Here is a 20,849-nt window from a genome sequence, read left to right as displayed (position 1 = left end):
GTTGCGGGGGGGGCGGGGGTGGCGGGGCGGGGTACGGGGCTGCGGCGGGTGTGGGGGTGGGGGGTGGGTGCGGGGGCGTTGGTGTGGCGGGGGCGGTGGTTGTTTCTGGTGTGGGGGCCGCCTTTTCGGGAGTGTGGCGTCGGAGGTCCGGCCGTCAAGGGCGCTCCTGCGTCGCGTCGCCTTCGGCGATTGCGCTTCGCTTTGACCCTTGACCGCCGGACCTCCGCCGCATTGCTTCAGGGGGGCGGCCCCCGGAAGGAAGCCCACGGGGAAGGCTCGGGGAGTGGTCGCGCGCCGTTGCCGGGCGGCGGGTGTGTGGTGGGGGGGGGCGCGGTCGGTCTGGGGGTGGTGCGGCCCCAGTCTCAGCGGGTGCGGCGACGGTTGTTGGTGCGACACCACCGTTCCGACGTACACGTGCACCCCGGCCGGTGAGTGGCCGGGCTTGCTGGGCGACCTGCCGGATCGTGCTGTCTGCGGGTGGGGCGCGAGAGTGGAATGGGGTGACTCGGGCCGGTTCGGCGTCCACCCCCACCGGAAACCGCCCGGACCACAGGCTGGTTGCTGGAGTGAGTGGGTGGAGAGCCACGGCCACCCGCAACGACGGCATTCGAAGCGGCGGCCAGTGTGATTGGAGCAGCGGGCAGTGATGGGGCGTGGTCGCACGGCGGCGCGGAGGGTCGTCAAACCGCCGATGCCGTGGAGCCGTCGACACCGTCGAGTCGTCGTGCCGTTGTGCCGTGATGAACCAAAACCCACAGATGACGAACCGAAGCCGTACGGGTGTGACTGACGGGGTGGGAGAGGCGTCGGCTTTCATCAACTGTCGGGTTGAGTCCATTTCGGCTCTCTGCGGCAGCTGTTGAAGCGACCACGACCGCCTGCCCTGCCGTCGCGCGGCGCGACGGCAGGACGGACCACGGTCATCTTCGACACCCGGCGTCCGGTGGGGCGGGTGTGGTTGATGTGACGGCGGAACGCCCGCCTGTCGGGCCGGGCGGGGCGGCTCACGCCCTGTCGAGCCGTGTTGAGGGGCTCGCGTGGAGCTAACCCGACAGTCGACGCACATCCACCCCTCCGCGCAGGGGGCAAGTCGGGCATTGTGGGCGTAGGGGTTCGTCTTCTGTTGGTTTTGGTTCATCGCGTCCGCGCAGGGGCGGCTGACTGCCCCGCTGGTACGGGTTGACAGGTGTCTTCGGCCGGCTCGGCCCTCTGGGCCGTCGGCAGGCCCCCTCCTCCTCCCACTCCCTGGGTGCCCTTCCGCCCACTCACCCCAGCACCGTGCTTGTGGTCCGGGCGGTCTCCGGTGGGGGTGGACGCCACCCCACCCGAGTCACCCCACCCCACTACCGCGCCCCACCCGCAGGCAGCACGGTCCGCAGGTCGCCCCGACAGCGCGGCCGCCCACCGGCCTGGGTGCAATGTGTACGTCGGAATGGTGGTGTCGCACCAACAACCGTCGCCGCACCCGCCGAGACTGGGGCCGCACCACCCCCGGAAGCTACCGCGCCCCACCCACACACCCGACAGCCACCAAACCCACCCGCACCAACAGACCCGCTGCCGTGCTGGGCGTTTTTCTTGGGCCGTCCCCTGTTGAGCGTCAGCGGTGGGCCGGGGTGGTGGGTCAAGGGTGAAGCGAAGCGCAATCGCCGAAGGCGACGCGACGCAGGAGCGCCCTTGACGCACCACCCCGGCCCACCGACCCTGAAGCGCCAGGGACGGCCCAAGAACCATCCCGCCGAACAACCAGTGGTACGCCCCCAGCCCCACCCCCCAGAAGCAACCCGTGGTACCCCCGGCCGTCAACGCCCCCGTCTCAGAACCTCGGTTCCGGGGCCTGGGCAGCTACCAGTTCCGCCGCCTCCTCCTTCGTCTCGACCGACGGCGGGGAGCCTTCCAGTGGTTTCTGGGCCGTCTCCTTCATGCAGGCCACCGCGATGATCCCGATGAGTGCCGCCGCCATCGAGTAGTACGCCGGCATGAGGTTGTTGCCCGTGAGGCTGATGAGGCCGGTGATCACCAGCGGTGTCGTTCCACCGAAGAGGGACGCGGAGAGGTTGTAGCCGACCGACAGGGAGCCGTACCTGACGTTCGTCGGGAACAGGGCCGGGAGCGCCGCCGACATCGTGCCCAGCAGGCACACCAGGGACAGGCCCAGCATCAGCATGCCGGCGGTGATCGCCGGGACGCTGCCCTGCTTGATGAGGAGGAAGGACGGGAGGGACAGGAAGAAGAACCCCAGCATGCCCGTCATCAGCAGCGGCTTGCGGCCGAAACGGTCGTTGAGGCGGCCGACCTGGCTGATGACCGCCATCAGACAGACCATGACACCCAGCAGGATCAGCAGGCCGTGCGTCTCGCTGTAGCCGAGTTCGTCGGAGAGGTACGTCGGCATGTAGGACAGCAGCATGTAGTCGGTGACGTTGTACGCGCCGACGAGGGCGATGCACAGGATCAGCGTCGGCCAGTACTGCCGGAAGATCCTCGCCAGGTCACCCTTGGCCGTGGCTTCCACGGCGTCGGCGGCCTCGGACGCGCGGACGTTTCCGCTCTCCAGCTTCTGGAAGGCGGGGGTCTCGTCCAGGCGCAGCCGCAGGTAGAGGCCGACGAGGCCGAGCGGGCCCGCGACCAGGAACGGAATGCGCCAGCCCCAAGCCTCCATGGCGTCCGAGCCGAGCCAGGCGGTCAGTACGGTGACGAGGCCGGCCGCGCCGGTGTAGCCGGCCAGGGTGCCGAATTCCAGGAAGCTGCCGAAGAAGCCCCGGCGCTTGTCGGGGGCGTACTCCGCGATGAACGTCGACGCGCCGCCGTACTCACCGCCCGTCGAGAAGCCCTGCACCAGCCGGAAGAGGATGAGCAGCACCGGCGCCCAGAAGCCGATCGAGGCGTACGACGGAATGAGGCCGATGGCGAACGTGCCGATGGCCATCAGGATCATCGTCAGGGCGAGGACCTTCTTGCGGCCCAGCCGGTCGCCCATGGGGCCGAAGACCATGCCGCCGATGGGGCGCACAAGGAACGCGACGGCGAAGGTCGCGAAGGAGGAGAGGAGCTGGGCCGTGTCGTTCCCGGGCGGGAAGAAGACGTGGCCGATCGTCACCGCCAGGTAGCTGTAGATGCCGAAGTCGAACCATTCCATGGCGTTGCCGAGCGAGGCGGCTTTGACGGCTCGCTTGACCGCCGCCTCGTCGGTGATGGTGATGTCGGAGCGGCGCAGCGGCGGGTTCTTCCGTCTCCTGGCGGCGCGGAAGAGGGTGCGATGGCGCTTGATCGCTGCGGGATCGGCCCCGTGGTCGGGGCCGGGGCCGGTGGCCGCCATGGCAGGTTCCTTTCCTCGGACGCGTTTCCATGCCCAAGTGGAACCTCTGCCTTCAATTCGTTGCTCCAAACCGGGGTCCCCGGTTCCGGGACCTTGGTCACAGTGCCCCCGGGCCGGGGTGCCCCGGTCGAGATACCCGGTGCGGGCGCCGGTCCGGCGGCACTGCGGCCCCAGCGCAGGCCGCAGTGCCGGCCGCAGCGCAGGTGTCGGTTCAGGCGACGCGCGGCTGTCGGTTCAGGCGACGTGCAGGTGTCGGTTCAGGCGACGGCGGCTGTCGGTCAGGCCGCCGGGATGCCCAAGTCCTTGATGACCTTCGCCACGTGGCCGGTCGCCTTCACGTTGTAGAGAGCCCGCTCCACCTTGCCGTCCTCGTCCACCACGATCGTCGAGCGGATCACCCCGGTCACCGTCTTGCCGTACAGCTTCTTCTCGCCGAAGGCCCCGTACGCGGTGAGGACCTCCTTGGAGGGGTCACCGACGAGCGTGACCTTGAGGGCCTCCTTGTCGCGGAACTTCGCGAGCTTCTCCGGCTTGTCCGGGGACACGCCGATGACGTCGTATCCCGCGCCGGCCAGCAACTCCAGGTTGTCGGTGAAGTCGCAGGCCTGCTTGGTGCAGCCGGGGGTCAGGGCTGCCGGGTAGAAGTAGACGATGACCTTGCGGCCCTTGTACGCGGCGAGGGAGATCTCGGTTCCGTCGGCGTCGGGCAGGGTGAAGTCGGGGGCGGTGTCGCCGGGCTGGAGTCGCTCGCTCATCGGGTTCGGTCTCCTCGTACGGGGGTGTGCGCGTCTGTCGGCGCCCATCGGCACCTGTCGGTGTCTCTCGGCGCCTGCCCGCGCCTCGCGGTGGCAGTCTGCTCCGGTCTGTGCCGGTCTGCGTCGGTCCGCCGTTCTGTCGCGCGCGGGTACGGTCCCGAGCGTAATGGGGGTGCCGTGGGGTAGGGGACGGGCCGAGCTGACAGACTGTCGATGAAGGACTACCGGATTCGGCCCACGACCACGGAGGCAGCGCAGTGTCGGATGCCAGGACCCCTGCGCAGATCGAGGCGGACATCAAGAGCCGGCGTGACCGGCTGGCCGTCACGCTCGACGAGATCGGGGTGCGGCTGCACCCGAAGACGATGGTCGGAGACGCGAAGGCCAGAGTCGCGTCGACCGTCGACCACACCGCGGGCAGGGCGTTCGTCGCGGTGAACCGGGCGGTGTCCGACGTGAAGGCGCAGTTCGTGGACGAGGACGGCTCGCCGCGTCTGGAGCGGCTCGTCCCGGTGGCGCTGGTGGCCGTGGGGCTCGTGGGGCTGCTCGCCCTGTCCGCGCGACGCAGGCGCGGCTGACTGCCCGCCTGATGGACACACCGGCCTGATGGACACTCCGGACTGATGGACCTTGCGGGCGATTGACCCTGCGGCCGATGGCGGGCGCGGGCGCGAGGACAGGTAGGTTCGGGGCGTGAGCGAGAACACCACGCACGACAAGCTGCCCATCCGGATGCTGCACGACCGGGTGCTGGTCAGGTCGGACACTCCCGAGGGCGAGCGCCGCTCGGGCGGCGGCATTCTTATTCCGGCGACCGCCGCGGTCGGCAAGCGGCTGGCCTGGGCCGAGGTGGTCGCGGTCGGCCAGAACGTACGGACCGTGGAGCCCGGCGACCGGGTGTTGTACGACCCGGAGGACCGGGCCGAGGTCGAGGTGCGCGGCATTCCGTACGTGCTGATGCGGGAGCGGGACCTGCACGCGGTGGCTTCCGAGCGGGTCTCGGAGGACTCGACCGGCCTGTACTTGTAGGGACGCTGTACTCGCAGGGACGCTGTACTCGCGGGGCCACGTTGTGCTCGTAGGGACGTTCTATTCGTAGGCACGTTGAACTTGTAGGCGCGAGCTGCCGCGCGGCGGCCGAGGGTGCCTGTGTGTGGGGCCGGTGACCCGGTGATCGAGGTCACCGGCCCCTGTCGCTGCCCTTTGCTATGTTGGAAACACCCCCGACGAGACGCGCCGTACCGGGTTACCAAGGCAAAGACGACGCACCCCGTTGCACTCGCGTTTCGTTTCGGAGGTGCCTGTCATGGCCTGGGTTCTGCTCGTCGTCGCCGGTCTGCTCGAGGTCGGTTGGTCGATCGGGATGAAGTACACCGACGGTTTCACGAGGCTCTGGCCCAGCGTGTTCACGGGCGCGGGGATCGTCGCGAGCATGATGTTGCTGTCGCACGCCGCCAAGACGCTGCCGATCGGTACGGCGTACGGCGTGTGGGTCGGTATCGGCGCGGCCGGTGCGGCGGTGCTCGGCATGGTGGTGCTCGGTGAGCCGGCCACCGCCGCCCGGATCTTCTTCGTGTGTCTGCTGCTGGTCGCGGTCGTGGGCTTGAAGGCGACCTCAGGTCACTAGGGTCATTGGGGCCACACTGGGATCACTGGGATCACTGGGGCTGGAACCCCTGCGGTCACCAGGACCGTCCGGCAGCCAAGCGCCTCAGGCGCGGCTGCGCGGACCGTTCCGTGTGCCGCCGTCGGTCGGTGGGCCGGTGGTGCCGCCCGAGTCGGTGCCGCCTTCGGTGCCGCCGGTGTCCGTCGTTCCGCCGTCGGTCGTGCCGCCGGTGTCGGCGCCGCCTTCCGTGCCGCCGGTGTCGGTCCCGCCGCCGGTGTCCGTGCCACCCGTACCGCCTGTACCACCCGTGTCGCCGCCGCCTTCCGTGCCGCCGCCGTCCGTGGTGCCGCCGTCGGTGCCGGGCGTGCCGGTGCCGCCGCCGGTGTCCGTGGTGCCGCCCGTGTCCTGGCCGCCGCCGGTCGTGGGGCTGCGGGTCGGGTCGTCCGGGCCGTCGCTGGCGGGCGGCTCGCCGGATGCGTCGGGTTCACCGGTGCCCGGCTGCTCGGACGTCGGCGGGGCCGACTCGTCGGCGCCGGCCGCCGTCTGCAGGTCGAACTCCTGCACCGGCTTGCCTTCGAGCGCCGCGGCCGTGAACTGGCCCCAGATCTGCGCGGGCGCGCCGCCGCCGTTGATGCGTGCCTGCCCCAGCGCCCCGTACAGCGGCTTCTGCACGCCGGTTTCCGGGTCCTGGCCCATCACCGCGACGACCGTCGCCAGGTCGGGCGTGTAGCCGGCGAACCAGGCGGCCTTGTCCTCCTCGGCGGTGCCGGTCTTGCCCGCTGCCGGGCGGCCGGCGGACTGGGCCGCCGTGCCCGTACCGCCGTCGACGACGCTCCTGAGGATCGACGTCGTGGTGTCGGCCGCCTCGCGGGAGACGCCCTGCCCGGAGCCCGAGCCACGGCCCGAGCCGCCGTCGGTACCAGAGCTGGAACCAGAACCAGAACCAGAACCAGAACCAGAGCCCGAACCGGAACCAGAACCGGAGTCCGAGTCGGCGTCCGCCGGGGGCAGGGCGATGTTCTGCCCGTTCTTCGTGATCTTGTCGACGATCGTGTACGTGCCGTGCCGCCCGTGGTTGGCGAGTGTCGCGTACGCCTCCGTCATGTCGAGGACGCTGGCGGTGGCGACGCCGAGCGCGATCGACGGGTACGCGTCGAGGCTCGGGGTGTTCTCGGGGATGCCGAGGGCTACGGCGGTGTCCTTGACCTTGGCCGGGCCGACGTCCTGCGCCATCTGCGCGTACACGGAGTTGATGGACTTGTCGGTGGCGGTGCGGACGGTCACCGGGCCGTACGAGCCCTGGTCCTCGTTCTCCGGGGCGTACCCGGTGGGGCCGTTGGGGCCTTCCACCATCCGCTTGTTCGTGCCGTCGTAGAGGGTGTTCGGGGTGATCTGCACGCCGTCCTGGGTGGTGGAGCCGTTCTCGACGGCGGACGTGAAGACGAACGGCTTGAAGGTGGAGCCGACCTGGTAGTCGCGGCGCGTCGCGTTGTTCACGTACTGCTTCGTGTAGTCGATGCCGCCGTACATCGCGACGACCTTGCCGCTGGCGGGGTCGATGGAGGCGCCGCCGACGCGTACGTTGCGGTCGGCCTTGCGGTCCTTGCTCGTCTGCGACATCACCTTGTCGTCGACGGCCTCGGCGAAGGCGTCCTGCTTGGACTTCTCCAGGGTCGTGGTGATGCGGTAGCCGCCGGTGGCCAGCGTGTCCTCGTCCATGATCTTGTTCTTGGTGAGGTAGTCCTCGACGGCCTGCACGATGTACCCGCGCTGGCCGGAGAGTCCGGAGGCCGGCTTCGCCTCGTGCGGTGCAGGGAACTTCGCGGCGGCGCGGTCGGCGGGGCTGAGCCAGTCCTCCTTGACCATGCCGTCGAGTACGTAGTTCCAGCGGCTTTGGGCGGCGGCCCTGTTCTCGGGGTGCGTGGTGACGTCGTACGCGCTGGGGGCGTTGAGCAGCGAGGCGAGGTAGGCGCCCTCGGCGGTGGTGACCTCGTCGATGTCCTTGCCGTAGTACGCGTGGGCGGCGGCCTGGATGCCGTAGGCGTTGCGCCCGAAGTAGCTGGTGTTCAGGTACCCCTCGAAGATGTCGTTCTTGCTCTCCTCGCGATCGAGCTTGATCGAGATGAAGAACTCCTTCACCTTGCGGGTGACCGTCTGTTCCTGGCCGAGGTAGTAGTTCTTGACGTACTGCTGCGTGATGGTCGAGCCGGACTGCTTGCCCTTGCCGGTGACGGTGTTCCAGCCGGCGCGGAGCATCGCCTGGGGGTCGACGGCCCGCTCGGAGTGGAAGTCGCGGTCCTCGGCGGCCAGTACGGCGTGCTGGACGGTCTTGGGGACCTGCGCGAGCTTGACGTTCTCGCGGTTGACCTCGCCGTCGCGGGCGAGCTGGGAGCCGTCGGCGTAGAGGTAGACGTTGCTCTGGGAGACGGCGGCGCTGTTGGCGGCAGGGATCTTGACGAGCGTGTAGCCCGCGAGGAACGCGCCGATCAGGAGCAGGGCCAGTAGCAGGAACGTGCCGAGGAGCATCCGCCAGGTCGGGATCAGGCGGCGCAGGCCGGTGCGCCTGGGGCGGATCTTCTTGCCGTTCTCCTCCCGCTCGCCGGTCTTGTTCTTCTTGGCCGGCTTTCCCTCGTGGCCCGTGGGGTCGGAGGGGTCCCGGGGCGCCCACCCCTGGGGCTGCTGTGGCTCGTCGCTCATGCTGGTGGAGACTCCCTGGGCGTGGCCAGAGGTTCACTCTCCGGCATGACGGTGTCGTATCGGGCGATTCGGCTGTACGCCCATAGTGCACGTATCCAGGGGTGCGGCTTCGAAGCGGCGGACCCAAAAGCCTGCGGCGGCTGACCCCATTGGGCTAGGGTCGGGCGTTTTGGGGCTTGAGGCTCAATGCTGTGGGCCTCGGGCCATGGGGCCGGGGGTGGGGCCTGCCTGGGGCTCGCCACTCGCGGCTTTGGGCTTGGGGCGCGGACTTCGAGGAAGACGGGGGCGGTCGGGGTGCGGGTGTACGCGGTCGTCGCGGCCGGTGGCTTCCGGCGGTACGCGACCTACCGGGTGGCGACGGCGGCCGGTGTGTTCACCAACACCGTCTTCGGCTTCATCGTGGCGTACACCTTCACGGCCCTGTGGGACGAGCGCCCGCAGCTCGGCGGGTACGACCTGTCGCAGGCGGTCACCTATGTGTGGATCGGGCAGGCGCTGCTGATGACCACCGCCATGATGGGCGGCGGCTTCGAGAACGAGCTGATGGAACGGATCCGTACCGGCGACATCGCGATCGACCTCTACCGCCCCGCCGACCTCCAGCTCTTCTGGCTGGCGAGCGACCTGGGGCGGGCCGCCTTCCATCTGCTCGGGCGCGGCGTCGTGCCGATGGCGCTCGGCGCGCTCGCCTTCGATCTGGCGCTGCCCGCTGATCCGCTCGTATGGGTCGCCTTCCTGTGCGCCGTCGCGCTCGGTGTCGTGGTCAGTTTCGCGATCCGCTTCCTGGTGGCGCTGTCCGCGTTCTGGCTGCTCGACGGGGCGGGCGTGGCGCAGATCACCTGGCTCGTCGGTCTCTTCTTCTCCGGCATGGTGCTGCCGCTCACCCTGTTCCCCGGCGGTCTCGGGGCACTCGCGCAGGTGCTGCCCTGGTCGGCGCTGCTCCAGATCCCGGCCGACGTCCTCCTCGGCAAGCACACGGGCTGGGGCCTGGTCCAGGCGTACGGCTTCCAGCTCGGCTGGGCGGCGGTGCTGCTGACGGCCGGGCGGCTGCTCCAGTCCGTCGCGACGCGCAGGGTGGTGGTCCAGGGTGGCTGAGGTCGAGGCTGGAACTGAGGCCGAGGCGACGCAGGCCACCGCGGCGGCGGGGACCGGTGAGGCGGGGACCGGTGGGGTGGGGGAGAAGCTCGGTGCCGTCGGGCAGCTGCGGGCCGGGATCCGGGCGTACCGGATGATCGCGGCGATGTGGATCCGCTCGACGATGGCGTACCGGGCCTCCTTCGCGATGGCGGCCTTCGGCAACTTCGCGGCGACCGGTCTCGACTTCGTCGGCATCCTGCTGATGTTCTCCCACGTCGACGCGCTGGGCGGCTACACGCTGCCCGAGGTGGCCTTCCTGTACGGGACGGCGGGCGCCGCCTTCGGGCTGGCCGACCTGGTGATGGGGTCGATGGACCGGCTGGGCCGACGGGTGCGCGACGGCACGCTCGACACCCTGCTCGTACGCCCCGTCCCGGTCCTCGCGCAGATCGCGGCCGACCGCTTCGCGCTGCGCAGGCTGGGGCGGGTCACGCAGGGGCTGCTGGTGCTCGGGTACGCGCTGGTGGTGCTGGACATCGCGTGGACGCCGCTGAAGGTGCTCCTGGTGCCGGTGATGATCCTGAGCGGGGCGGTGATCTTCGCGTCGGTGTTCGTGGCGGGGGCGGCGTTCCAGTTCTGGGCGCAGGACGCGTCGGAGGTGCAGAACTCCTTCACGTACGGCGGCACCACGATGCTCCAGTACCCGCCGACGGTCTTCGCGAAGGACCTCGTGCGCGGGGTGACGTTCGTGCTGCCGCTGGCCTTCGTCAACTGGATCCCGGCGCTGTACGTGCTGGACCTGCCGTACCCCCTCGACCTGCCGTCCTGGTTCGCGTTCCTGCCGCCGGTGGTGGCGGGGGTGTGCTGCGTGCCGGCCGGGGCGGCGTGGCGGGTGGGCCTTCGTTCGTACCGCAGCACGGGGAGCTGATGCCGTATGGAAAGTGACTTCATCGCGTTGGACGGCGTCGAGAAGGTCTTCGACGTACGCCGCAGAACGGGCCGGTTGCGGCGGGAGAAGACGCGGGTGCGGGCGGTCGACGGGATCAGCTTCACCGTCCCGCGCGGTGAGATGGTCGGCTACATCGGACCGAACGGCGCGGGCAAGTCCACCACCATCAAGATGCTCACCGGCATCCTCACCCCCAGCGGGGGGCGGGTGCGGGTGGCGGGCATCGACCCGGCACGGGAGCGGACGCGGCTGGCGCGGCACATCGGCGTGGTGTTCGGGCAGCGGACGACGCTGTGGTGGGACCTGCCGCTGCGCGACTCGTACCGGCTGATGCACCGGATGTACCGCATCCCCGACGACCGTTTCAAGGCCAACATGGCTCGCTGCGTCGAACAGCTCGACCTGGGCGAGCTGCTGGACGTACCGGTACGGCAGCTGTCGCTGGGGCAGCGGATGCGCGGCGACATCGCGGCGGCGCTGCTGCACGACCCGGAGGTGCTGTATCTCGACGAGCCGACGATCGGCCTGGACGTGATCTCCAAGGCGAAGGTGCGCGACTTCCTGCGCGACCTGAACGCCGAGCGCGGTACGACGGTCCTGCTGACGACCCACGACCTGACCGACATCGAGCAGCTGTGCAAGCGCGTGATGGTCATCGACCACGGGCGGCTGGTGTACGACGGGGCGCTCGCCGGGCTGCACGAGGTGGGCGAGAGCGAACGGACCCTGGTGGTGGACCTGGAGCGCGAGCTGCCGCCGGTCGAGGTGGCGGGGGCGCGGGTGCTGAAGGTGGAGGGGCCCCGGCAGTGGCTGGCGTTCCCGGCGTCGGTTTCGGCGGCGCCGCTGGTGGCGGCGGTGGCGCAGCGGTACCCGCTGGTGGACCTGTCGGTGCGGGAGCCGGACATCGAGGCGGTGATCGCGAAGATGTACGCGGACCGGTCGGCGCTCTGAACCTGCGGACCGCCGCCCGGCCCGGTCGCCGCCGTGCACGCCGGGGCTGTGAACCGCTGCCCGGCCCAGATGCCGCCACGAACGCTGGGACGGGGCGCGCGAGTTGACTAGGCTGGAGCGTATGACCAGTGGACTTCCGGAAATGCGCGCCTCCGACGCCGAGCGCGAGCGGGTCGCAGAGGTGCTGCGTGAGGCGGTCGCCGAGGGGCGGCTGGACATGGAGGAGTTCGACCAGCGCCTGGACGCCGTCTACAAGGCGCGCACGCACGGAGAGCTCGAGCCGCTGGTCCGGGACCTTCCGGTGCCGGGCACGGGCGTCCCGGCCGCCGTGTCCGCCGCCTCGTCCGGTGTGCCGGCCTCCTGGGCGGGCCGGATCGGCGGACCGGCCACCTCGCGCGGCGGCTTCGCCTTCTGGGGCGGCTTCGGCCGCAAGGGCACGTGGACCGTGGGCCGCCGGTTCACGGGGTTCGCGATGATGGGCGGCGGCGAGATCGACCTGCGCGAGGCGCGCTTCGAGGAGCGCGACACCGTGATCCGCTGCTTCGCGATCATGGGCGGGATCGCCGTCACGGTGCCGCCGGGCCTGGACGTGAACGTCAAGGGCGTCGGCTTCATGGGCGGCTTCGGGGACCTGACCACGCAGTCGACGGAGCCGGTGGCGCCGGACTCGCCGCGCGTGACGATCACCGGGTTCGCCCTGATGGGCGGGGTGGGCGTCGAGCGCAAGATCACGCGGGCGGAGAAGCAGCGCCTCAAGGAGGCGCGCAAGCAGGAGAAGCTGGCGAAGAAGGCGGAGGCGGAGCGCAAGGAGCTCGGCTGACTCGCAAGGGAGGCCGGCCCCGGCTCCCGGGTCGGCCCGGCCTCTCGGGCCGGCTCCCGGCTCCCGGGCCGGCCCCAGCCTCCCGGGCCGGCCCCAGCCGCCCTCTCACACCCCCGCGGCGTCCGCGCTCCTGTTCAGGGCGGCGAGGTCGAACGCCGTGCCCATGCGCCGGTAGCCCTCGTCGCTCGGGTGCAGGTGGTCGCCGGAGTCGTACGCCGGCAGGAGCCGGTCCGGGGCGTACGGGTCGCGCAGCGCCTCGTCGAAGTCCACGACCGCGTCGAAGATGCCGCGCGTGCGGATCGCCTCATTGACGCTGTCCCGCACCGCTTCGAGCCGCGGCGTGTGCGCCCGGGTGCCCTCGAACGGCATGATCGTCGAGCCGACCACGCGCAGACCGCGCGCCCGCGCCTGCCGGGCGAGCTGTTCGAGGCCCGACGTGATGCGCGCCGGGTCGAGCTCGTGCGGCGGTCGCAGGATGTCGTTGATGCCGAGGACGACGACGACCGCCTTGGCGCCGGAGCGTGAGAGCACGTCACGGTCGAAGCGGGCGAGGCCGCTCGGGCCCGTACCGTCGCTGAGCAGCCGGTTGCCACTGATGCCCGCGTTGAGCACGCCGTAGCGCCCGTCGAGGCGGTCGGCGAGGACGTCCGTCCAGCGGCGGTTCGCGCCGGCCGTGGAGGTGACGCCGTCGGTGATCGAGTCGCCGATGACGACGACCGCGCCCTCCGCCCTGCCGTTCAGGACGTCGACGGCCGTGAGGTAGCGCCAGTACGGCGTCTGCCCGCTGTAGGCGTTGCCGAGCGGGTCCTCGGTGCGGTCGCCCTCCGCGAGGTACGACGTCTGACGGGCCCGCGGATGGTGCGTCACCGGGCCGCTGGGCGTGGGGGAGTAGGTGGTGACCAGCAGGTCCCCGTCGTACGGCACCTTCAGCAGGGCCGGGTCGCTGACGACCTGTCCGCCGGGCGGGATCACGACCGAGGGAGAGCCGCCGAAGAGCAGGCGGCGCATCGTGCCGTTCGCGGCGGTCGGGGCGCCGGGGGTGGCGGCGACGGCGATCGAGGCGTGGGTGATGCGCAGCGGCTGTACGCCGAAGAGGTTGGAGAGGGTGATGCGGGCGCTGGTGCCACCGATGCTGGTGTGTACGACGTTACGAATAGAACGCCCGGGGAAACCTTGCTCCGTACCGGGCTCGGCGAAGGCGGGCGCGGTGGACCAGGTGCCGATCCAGGACGCGGAGGTGGCGGGTGCCGCGGAACGGAGCGGCGTGCGGGGACGGGCCTGTGTGTCGTCGTCAGGGCCGTGACCGCCGAGCGTCGCTCCGGCGAATACGGCCCCCGAAATGAGGACAACCACCGCGGCGAGCGCGGCGAGCAAGGCATAACCGTTGCGCTTGGTCATGCTCGGTGTATCTCCTCGGGCGCAGGGAGCCCGAGGCTCCGTTCGAACTCACTCCATGATGCGCCATTGCACCGCCCTGGTAGACGCCGGGAACTCCCCGTGCGTTCCACGAGTAGGTCAGGTAGGGAAACTCAGGTACGAGACGGTGCGCACGAGACGGCGTACCAGGCGGACGGGTGGAGCGGATGGATAGCAAGACGACGGGAACTGACGGCATGTCCGACCAGGGGGTTTCCGGGTCCGGGTCCGCTGCCGCCCCCCTCCCGCCCTTCGCGTACAGCGCGGCCGACGAGGAGAAGCGCCAGGGCGTACGCCGCATGAAGGCGACGGCCACCGGGCTGCTGCTCCTGGTCGCTGTGATTTATGTCCTGGCGACGTGGGCGGAGCGGTCGGGCGTCGGCGGCTGGCCGGCGTACGTCGCGGCGGCGGCGGAGGCGGGCATGGTGGGCGCGCTGGCGGACTGGTTCGCCGTGACGGCCCTCTTCAAACGCCCGATGGGCCTGCCCATCCCGCACACCGCGATCATCCCGACGAAGAAGGACCAGCTGGGCACGACGCTGGGGTCCTTCGTCGGCGAGAACTTCCTCAGCGAGGACGTCGTACGCACCCGCCTGCGCGCCATCGGCGTCGGCTCCCGGGTCGGGACGTGGCTCGCGGAGCCGGACCACGCCGACCGGGTGACGGAGGAGCTGTCCACGGCCCTGCGCGGCGCGCTGACCGTCCTGCGCGACTCCGACGTGCAGGCGGTCGTCGGGGAGGCGATCACGCGGCGGGCGGACGCGGCGGAGGTCGCGCCGGGCATCGGGAAGGCGCTGGAGAACATCGTCGCGGACGGTGCGCACGACCGCGCGGTCGACCTGATCTGCACCCGTGCCTACGCCTGGCTGGTGCACCACGCGGACTCCGTGATGGAGGCGATCGAGGGCGGGGCGCCGGGCTGGACGCCACGCTTCGTGGACCGCAAGGTCGGCGACCGCGTCTACAAGGAACTGCTGCGCTTCATCTCCGAGATGCGCGACGAGCCGGACCACCCGGCACGCGGCGCGATCGACCGCTTCCTGACGGATTTCGCCTCCGACCTCCAGTCGGACGCGGACACCCGGGCGAGGGTCGAGCGGCTGAAGTCGGAGATCCTGGGGCGGGGCGAGGTGCAGGACGTGATCGCCTCGGCGTGGGCGTCCGTACGCACCATGATCATCTCGGCGGCCGAGGACGAGCAGAGCGAACTGCGCCTGCGGGTGCGGTCCTCGCTGCTCTCGCTGGGCCGGCGGCTGGCGACGGACGGACGGCTGCAGGGGAAGCTGGACGGGTGGCTGGAGGACGCGGCGGTGTACGTGGTGACGACGTACCGCGGCGAGATCACTTCGCTGATCAGCGACACGGTGGCCGGCTGGGACGCGGAGCACACGTCGAAGAAGATCGAGGCGCACATCGGCCGGGACCTTCAGTTCATCAGGATCAACGGCACGGTGGTCGGCGCGCTGGCGGGCCTGCTGATCTACACCGTGTCGCATGCGGTGGGCGGGTAGGCGGCCAGGCGGGTGAGCGGTTCGGCCGTTGGTCGGCGAGGTGGCCGCGGCGTCCGGGTGCGGGCGTGAGGCGGCGCGGTGTTCCGGGCACGGCCTGCGGGGCAGTGTGCCGGGCGCGGTCTGCGGGGCAGTGTGCCGGGCGCGGGGCCACCGGTCGGTGGTCCCGCGCCCGGCTGTGGGGGACTTGCCAGGGAGTACGGACGGGGGGCGCGGGGCGTTCAACGGCGGGCCGAGGAGGGGCGAGCGTGGGCGGGCGGGGTGCGGCGGGCGCTGACGGGCACCCGCGTTCGTGCCCGACCGCGTGTACAGGCGCCGGGGGCGACGTGAGCGACGCATGCGACGTGGGCACGAACGCGGTACGCCGCGCAACTGGCCAGAACCGGACAGGCGCACCCGCCGTACGAACGGGAGGGATAGCGGCATAACGCCGCACGAACGCTGAGCACCGGGCGCGCGGACCCGCTCCGCCGGAGGATGCTTCGGCGGCCGGGCGGTGGGGTGGTGTGGGGCGGGCGGTGCACAAGGAGCGGCTGAGGATTGGCGGGGCGTATGTGCAAACGCCACGGCCTTCGACGGTAGTCCGCCGGGGGCGGGGCCCGCACGGCCGAGGACGCCCGCGAGCCCGTCCGGAAGCGATCCGTCCGGTCCCGGTGCCCCTGAACAGCGGAACTGGCAGTCCGCGCTCCGGTTGCCGGTCCGGCGGCGCTGCGGCCACGTACCGCCACCGTCCCGACGCGCGCACAAGCTGACGACAGATCAGCAAATGGTGGCTGCTGTCGCCGGCCCTCCAGGACGGCACGCGCGCCGGGCAGGCCACGCCGCCACGGTTCTCGTCGGGCCCGGGGCCGTCCCGGACGTCGTACCGCCGTCCTCGACATGTCGCTGGTGGGCGCGCGTAGAGCGGCTGAAAGGCGCTCTTGTTGACGACTCAACAGGACCCCAGGATTCCTACCACGCCGCCTGTCAGGCTCATGACCGCTACGGATGGTCGGCCGCATCGGCGTACTGACGGGCCCGCCCACCCAGCGGGCCCCTGGGATCCCCCACCGGAGGATGTAGTGAACTTCAAGCGCCTCTCTCCCCTCGGCGGCGTCGGAAGACGTGCACGGCTGATCGCCGTCGCGTCGACTCTGCTGACCGTCTCCGCGCTTGCCACCCCGATCGCCTCGGCGGAAGCGGGCGACGGCGTACGGGCGACCGCGGCCCAGCTCGCCAAGACCGGCGACGCGGTGCTCGGCGCGGACGTGTCCGGTACCGCGTGGTACACGGACAAGGCGTCGGGCAAGCTCGTCGTCACGGCGGACGACACCGTCTCGGCCGCCGAGATAGCCAAGATCAAGAAGGCGGCGGGCGCGCAGGCCGACGCCCTGGAGATCAAGCGCACGCCCGGCACGTTCAACAAGCTCATCGCGGGCGGCCAGGCCATCTACAGCGGCAGCGGCCGCTGCTCGCTCGGCTTCAACGTCCGCAGCGGCTCGACGTACTACGCCCTCACCGCCGGCCACTGCACCGAAGGCGCGGGCACCTGGTACACGAACTCCGGCAGGACGACGGTGCTCGGCTCCACCGCCGGTTCGAGCTTCCCGACCAACGACTACGGCCTCATCCGCCACTCCAACGCCTCCGCCGCGGACGGCCGGGTCTACCTCTACAACGGCTCGTACCGCGACATCACCGGCGCGGGCAATGCCTCCGTCGGCCAGTCGGTGCAGCGCAGCGGCAGCACAACGGGCCTGCGCGGCGGAACGGTCACCGGCCTCAACGCGACCGTCAACTACGGCGGCGGCGACATCGTCCACGGCCTGATCCAGACCAACGTCTGCGCCGAGCCGGGCGACAGCGGCGGCTCCCTGTTCGCGGGCACCACGGCCCTGGGCCTGACGTCGGGCGGCAGCGGCAACTGCTCGTCGGGCGGTACGACGTTCTTCCAGCCGGTGACGGAGGCGCTGAGCGCGTACGGGGTGAGCGTCTTCTAACCCTTGGGGTGCCTGGCCCGGCGCCCGTGGCGTGACCCGGGCCGGGCACCCGACGACACCTGCCACAGGTGGTCGGCCACCGGCAGCCGGCGGAACCGCTTCGGCGGAGCCGCCGGCTGCTGTGGGTGCGGGTGACGGGCGGGGCGGGGGTATCGGCGGCGTACTACCTGTGCGACTCCCGCCGGGGCCGGACCGGACCTGGGGCCGCACGCACAGGGCTGGGGCTGGAGGGGGCTGACACAACGCCCGCACCGTCCGCCCCACCCGCGCTGGGCGCATGACCGCCTGTCGTCGGCCACGCGCCCAGCCCATGGGGGAGTTGCCAGTCAGTACGTACGGACGCCTCGGCACGTTCAACGGGCGATGGGCGATGGGCGATGGGCGATGGGCGACGGGCGACGGGCGATGGGGGACGGGGCACGGGGCACGGGCGTCTGGCGGCGGGCGACATGCGACGGGCGTCTGGCGGCGGGCAGCGCGAACTGCCGGCCCGGCCCGGACCACCCGCCCGCGCGGTGTCGGCCACGCGAGCGCGCGAACGGCCGGCCCGGACCACCCGCCCCGGACCACCCGCCCCCATCGGCCACGCGGGCGATCTGTCATCCCACCGGAGACCGGCACCCTGGAAGTGACGACCCGCCATGTTCTTCTGGGCGCGCGCGTCTCTCCCGCCCCGAGCGCCACCCTGAGCGCAACCCGGAGGAGCCCATGCCCCGCTTCCCACGTCTGGCCGGTATCGCACGGCCGCCGTCGCCCTCGCGGCGCTCGCGGCGGCTCCCACCGCGGCCGAAGTCCCGACGCTGACGGACCCGCGGGTCGTCGAGCACTTCGACTTCGCCGCGGGTCAGACGCCGGAGAGCATCGCGCTGGAGCCCGACGGTTCGGCCAACGTGACGTTCGCGTTCGCCCGCCAGATCGCCCGTCTCGCCCCGCACCAGGAGCCGCGCATCCTCGCCGAACTCCCTGCGGTGACGAACCCGGACGCCCCGGTCACCGGCGCCCCGGTCACGACGGGCATCGCACGGGCGCAGGACGGGACTCTGTACGTCAACTACGCGACCGGCACCAAGCTGACGGGCGTATGGCGCGTCAACCCGAAGACGCACACGGCCCGGCAGATCGCGTGCCTGCCGCCCAGACCGGCTTCCCCAACGGTCTGGCGCTCGACGAGCACCACGGCGTGCTCTACGCGGCCGACTCGGTGCTCGGCACGGTGTGGCGCATCCCTACGAAGGTCGGCTCCCGCGGCTGCGCCAAGCCGGCGGCGTGGGCCACGGGCACCAAGCTCCACCCCCCCACCGCACCGGCTGAGGCGCTGGGTGCGAACGGCGTCAAGGTGCGGCACGGCGCGGCGTGGGTGGCCAACGTCGACAAGGGCCTGCTGCTGCGCATCCCCGTGAAGACGGACGGCACGGCCGACCCGATCGAGACCAGGGCGACGGGGCTGCGCGGGATCGACGACTTCGAGTTCACCGGCGGCGACAACACGGTCCTGGCCGCGCTGATCTTCGGCAGCGAGGTCGCCGCGGTACGCCCCGACGGCACCCACGCCATCGTCCTCACCTCACGCGGCGGCCTCTCAAACCCCACGTCGGTGGCCATCCAGGGCAAGACGGTCTACGTCCCCAGCGCCGCCTTCTTCACCATGAAGAACCCCAACCTCCTCTTGGCCACCCGGAACAAGCACCACGGCTAGCCACTTCTCGTCCGCACCGCGATCAGCCCGGCAGCCCGCTCGGCTGCTCCGCGAAGGACGACACCCCAGCTACCGCGCCCCCGACATCTCCGCACCGCACGGCCCCCACAAAACTGGCCCACGCCTCGTCCCGGACGGCGAGACGCGCCCCATGAGGCACCTTCGAATCACGCACGGCAGTACACCCGCCAATCCCCGCCACCTCGACGCACTCGGTCCCGCTGCCGCCGCTGTAGGAGGACTTGATCCAGTGGATGCCGTAGTGGTCCATCAAAGCTCCTCGGAAGCCTGATTCAGGAGTGCGGTCGAGGCGCTGAGGTCCAGCGCCTGAGCTTTCAAGTACTGGAACGCCAACTTATAGCGTTCGAGTTCCTCGGGCTTCTCCATGAAGAGGCCGCCGCCGATGATGTCGACGTACACCACGTCAAGTTCAGGGGACTGGCCACCAAGAATGACGAAGCTTCCGACGGCTGCGGCGTGTGCCCCGCTGGCGAACGGCAGTACTTGAACGGTGACGTGGGGCCGCTCGGCCAGATCCACGATGTGTTGGAGCTGCTCCCGCATCACAGCGCGCCCACCGACCGCGCGGCGCAGGACCGCCTCGTCGACCACGGCCGAAATGTGCGGTGGGTCCTGCCGGTCGAGGAGCTCCTGCCTCTTCATACGGATGTCGACCATGTGCGCGATCTCCTGCTCGGTGCAGCGCATCTCGGAAGCTCGGTGCACCGCCTCGGCGTACGCGCGCGTCTGGAGCAGACCCGGGACGTACATGCAGGCGTAGTGATCTTCACGGACGACCTCGTCTTCGAGGGTGAGCATGAGGTTCATCGACTCCGGGATCGGGTCGGCGAGCGAACGCCACCATCCGCGGATCTTCGCTTCCTTGGCCAGCTCCACCAAGGTTTGCCGCTCTTGCTCGGAGGCGCAGTACTCGCGGCAAAGGGCCTCCACGGCAGGCCACTTCACCGACCCACCCTTGGTTTCGTATCGGCTCAGTGTGGCCTTGGAGATGCCGACGAGTGCCCCTGCTTCCTCCAGCGAGAGCCCTTTGCGCTCGCGGAGTCGGCGCAAGTCAGCGCCGAGCTGGCGTCTGCGGGTGGTCGGTCCAACTGGCACGGTTGTGGCCCTTCGTCTCGAACTCCCTGAGCGTGCACGGCGCGCCGCCGTCTATGCAAGGCAGCGCACGCCAGGGGCGTGCGAAGCCACTGCGTGCTCCCCGAGCTTGAGGATGAGAGTTCCAATTTGAGAGTTTCACTATTACGCTGGGTAATGAGCCGACTGCGCCGCGCATTTGCCGCACTCGTGAAAGTGAGGGCTGTCGTCATGCCTGAATATCAGTGTGAGGTTCAGCGGAAGGCATGGGAGCTGCCGTTCCTTGTGCAGGCCGAAGAGGTCGCCGGACTGAGAAACGTCATGGCTCTGCACCTGAGGCGGTGGGGACTCCCCGAACTGACTGACGTCGCGCAGCTCTGCGTGACGGAGCTGGCCACCAACGTCCTCACCCACGTCGGCCCGGGGACGCCCACGACGCTCGCCGTCTCGATGGCCGGCACACGCCTCCGCATCGAAATCCGGGACCCTGACGCACGCGCCCTACCGACGCTGCTCGCCGCCACGGAGGGCGACGAGTCGGGCCGAGGCATGGCGATCATCGACGCGATCACGGATCGTTGGGGCGTCATCCTGAGGGCAGACTCGAAGGTGACGTGGTGCGAACTGCCCACGTCCCTCACGTCGAAGAATGGCCACAGTGGCGGCCTGAGAGTGACGCGGGCAGAGCAGTACCTCTCGCTCTACGGGCACACGACGTCCCCGCAGCCACTCGGTACCTCCGACCGCCTGCACGCAGCCGTCACAGAAGGAGTGGTGATAGATGTGATCACCGACCTCCTGCACTGGCTACGCGCCCACGGCTGCGACGCGGACCGCATCTTGGACCGCTCCCAGATGCGCTTTGAGGCCGAGGTGGCTGCTGGGTCTAACTAGGCGTGCGAGCGGCTTCCTTGGCTGCGACCTGTCTAAGACTTGTCCCGTAACTGCTGGTCAGGGGTGAGATGATCTTGGCGTGTCTGGTGT

Annotated in this window: 18 protein-coding genes and 1 riboswitch; of the genes, 11 read left to right on the top strand and 7 right to left on the bottom strand. The window is 70.6% G+C overall.

Annotation, left to right across the window (positions count from 1 at the left end):
• Positions 1-1,816: 1,816 nt before the first annotated feature.
• Both proP and bcp read right to left on the bottom strand, forming a co-directional pair.
• Positions 1,817-3,319 carry a glycine betaine/L-proline transporter ProP gene (gene proP, locus IE185_RS32290; RefSeq protein ID WP_138897664.1) on the bottom strand — a complete coding sequence of 501 codons (1,503 nt, stop codon included), beginning with the start codon at positions 3,317-3,319 and terminating at the stop codon, positions 1,817-1,819.
• A gap of 278 nt (positions 3,320-3,597) precedes the next feature.
• The gene (gene bcp / locus IE185_RS32285) at positions 3,598-4,074 is read right to left on the bottom strand and encodes a thioredoxin-dependent thiol peroxidase (protein ID WP_138897665.1); all 477 of its coding nucleotides are present in this window, start codon (positions 4,072-4,074) and stop codon (positions 3,598-3,600) included.
• Positions 4,075-4,331: 257 nt separating this feature from the next.
• On the opposite strand from bcp, the gene IE185_RS32280 reads away from it, so the two are divergent.
• The 3 genes from IE185_RS32280 (at position 4,332) to IE185_RS32270 (ending at position 5,701) form a co-directional block, all read left to right on the top strand.
• Positions 4,332-4,652 carry a DUF3618 domain-containing protein gene (locus IE185_RS32280; protein WP_138897666.1) on the top strand — a complete coding sequence of 107 codons (321 nt, stop codon included), beginning with the start codon at positions 4,332-4,334 and terminating at the stop codon, positions 4,650-4,652.
• 115 nt (positions 4,653-4,767) lie between these two features.
• Positions 4,768-5,103: a GroES family chaperonin gene (locus tag IE185_RS32275; protein ID WP_138897667.1), complete on the top strand. Its 336-nt coding sequence runs from the start codon at positions 4,768-4,770 to the stop codon at positions 5,101-5,103.
• Between the two features lie 175 nt (positions 5,104-5,278).
• Positions 5,279-5,344: riboswitch (guanidine-III (ykkC-III) riboswitch) on the top strand.
• Between the two features lie 36 nt (positions 5,345-5,380).
• Positions 5,381-5,701 carry a DMT family transporter gene (locus tag IE185_RS32270; RefSeq protein WP_138897668.1) on the top strand — a complete coding sequence of 107 codons (321 nt, stop codon included), beginning with the start codon at positions 5,381-5,383 and terminating at the stop codon, positions 5,699-5,701.
• A gap of 84 nt (positions 5,702-5,785) precedes the next feature.
• Here IE185_RS32270 and IE185_RS32265 read toward each other — a convergent pair whose 3' ends face one another.
• The gene (locus IE185_RS32265) at positions 5,786-8,377 is read right to left on the bottom strand and encodes a transglycosylase domain-containing protein (protein WP_189716505.1); all 2,592 of its coding nucleotides are present in this window, start codon (positions 8,375-8,377) and stop codon (positions 5,786-5,788) included.
• 294 nt (positions 8,378-8,671) lie between these two features.
• Here IE185_RS32265 and IE185_RS32260 point away from each other — a divergent pair, with 294 nt between their 5' ends.
• From IE185_RS32260 to IE185_RS32245, 4 genes are all read left to right on the top strand, one after another.
• Complete coding sequence (locus IE185_RS32260; RefSeq protein WP_138899699.1) at positions 8,672-9,472, top strand: ABC transporter permease; 801 nt, start codon at positions 8,672-8,674, stop codon at positions 9,470-9,472.
• Between the two features lie 76 nt (positions 9,473-9,548).
• Entirely contained in the window at positions 9,549-10,382 is an 834-nt protein-coding gene (locus IE185_RS32255) for an ABC transporter permease (protein ID WP_229843836.1), read from the top strand.
• 6 nt (positions 10,383-10,388) lie between these two features.
• Positions 10,389-11,354 (top strand): ABC transporter ATP-binding protein, encoded by a 966-nt coding sequence (locus IE185_RS32250; RefSeq protein WP_138909432.1) that lies wholly within the window; start codon positions 10,389-10,391, stop codon positions 11,352-11,354.
• Positions 11,355-11,475: 121 nt separating this feature from the next.
• A complete protein-coding gene (locus IE185_RS32245) occupies positions 11,476-12,174 on the top strand; it encodes a DUF1707 SHOCT-like domain-containing protein (protein WP_138898371.1) in 699 nt (232 codons plus the stop codon).
• A 105-nt stretch (positions 12,175-12,279) separates the two neighbouring features.
• Here the strand turns inward: IE185_RS32245 and IE185_RS32240 are convergent, their stop codons facing one another.
• The gene (locus tag IE185_RS32240; RefSeq protein ID WP_138898370.1) at positions 12,280-13,572 is read right to left on the bottom strand and encodes an SGNH/GDSL hydrolase family protein; all 1,293 of its coding nucleotides are present in this window, start codon (positions 13,570-13,572) and stop codon (positions 12,280-12,282) included.
• A gap of 215 nt (positions 13,573-13,787) precedes the next feature.
• On the opposite strand from IE185_RS32240, the gene IE185_RS32235 reads away from it, so the two are divergent.
• A complete protein-coding gene (locus IE185_RS32235) occupies positions 13,788-15,101 on the top strand; it encodes a DUF445 domain-containing protein (protein ID WP_229843835.1) in 1,314 nt (437 codons plus the stop codon).
• A gap of 1,058 nt (positions 15,102-16,159) precedes the next feature.
• Complete coding sequence (locus IE185_RS32230) at positions 16,160-17,077, top strand: S1 family peptidase (protein WP_138899665.1); 918 nt, start codon at positions 16,160-16,162, stop codon at positions 17,075-17,077.
• An 844-nt stretch (positions 17,078-17,921) separates the two neighbouring features.
• Here IE185_RS32230 and IE185_RS33930 read toward each other — a convergent pair.
• Positions 17,922-18,086, bottom strand: a complete 165-nt coding sequence (locus IE185_RS33930) for a hypothetical protein (protein ID WP_308432849.1) — start codon at positions 18,084-18,086, stop codon at positions 17,922-17,924.
• Positions 18,087-18,200: 114 nt separating this feature from the next.
• Here IE185_RS33930 and IE185_RS33925 point away from each other — a divergent pair, with 114 nt between their 5' ends.
• Positions 18,201-18,773, top strand: coding sequence for a hypothetical protein (locus IE185_RS33925; protein ID WP_308432848.1), 573 nt, complete (start codon positions 18,201-18,203; stop codon positions 18,771-18,773).
• 22 nt (positions 18,774-18,795) lie between these two features.
• On the opposite strand, the gene IE185_RS32220 is transcribed toward IE185_RS33925, so the two are convergent.
• Together IE185_RS32220 and IE185_RS32215 are read right to left on the bottom strand one after the other, a co-directional pair.
• Complete coding sequence (locus IE185_RS32220; protein ID WP_138898943.1) at positions 18,796-19,044, bottom strand: DUF397 domain-containing protein; 249 nt, start codon at positions 19,042-19,044, stop codon at positions 18,796-18,798.
• Positions 19,044-19,889 carry a helix-turn-helix domain-containing protein gene (locus tag IE185_RS32215; RefSeq protein ID WP_138898944.1) on the bottom strand — a complete coding sequence of 282 codons (846 nt, stop codon included), beginning with the start codon at positions 19,887-19,889 and terminating at the stop codon, positions 19,044-19,046. The genes IE185_RS32220 and IE185_RS32215 overlap by 1 nt, the downstream gene beginning before the upstream one ends.
• A 93-nt stretch (positions 19,890-19,982) precedes the next feature.
• Here IE185_RS32215 and IE185_RS32210 point away from each other — a divergent pair, with 93 nt between their 5' ends.
• Complete coding sequence (locus IE185_RS32210) at positions 19,983-20,759, top strand: ATP-binding protein (protein ID WP_308432847.1); 777 nt, start codon at positions 19,983-19,985, stop codon at positions 20,757-20,759.
• Positions 20,760-20,849 lie beyond the last annotated feature (90 nt).

It is taken from the genome of Streptomyces chryseus, from assembly GCF_014650755.1.
In the GTDB taxonomy this organism is placed as follows: Bacteria; Actinomycetota; Actinomycetes; order Streptomycetales; family Streptomycetaceae; genus Streptomyces; species Streptomyces chryseus.
Note: the sequence above shows the minus strand (reverse complement) of the source record. Positions and strands in the feature narration are given on the sequence as shown.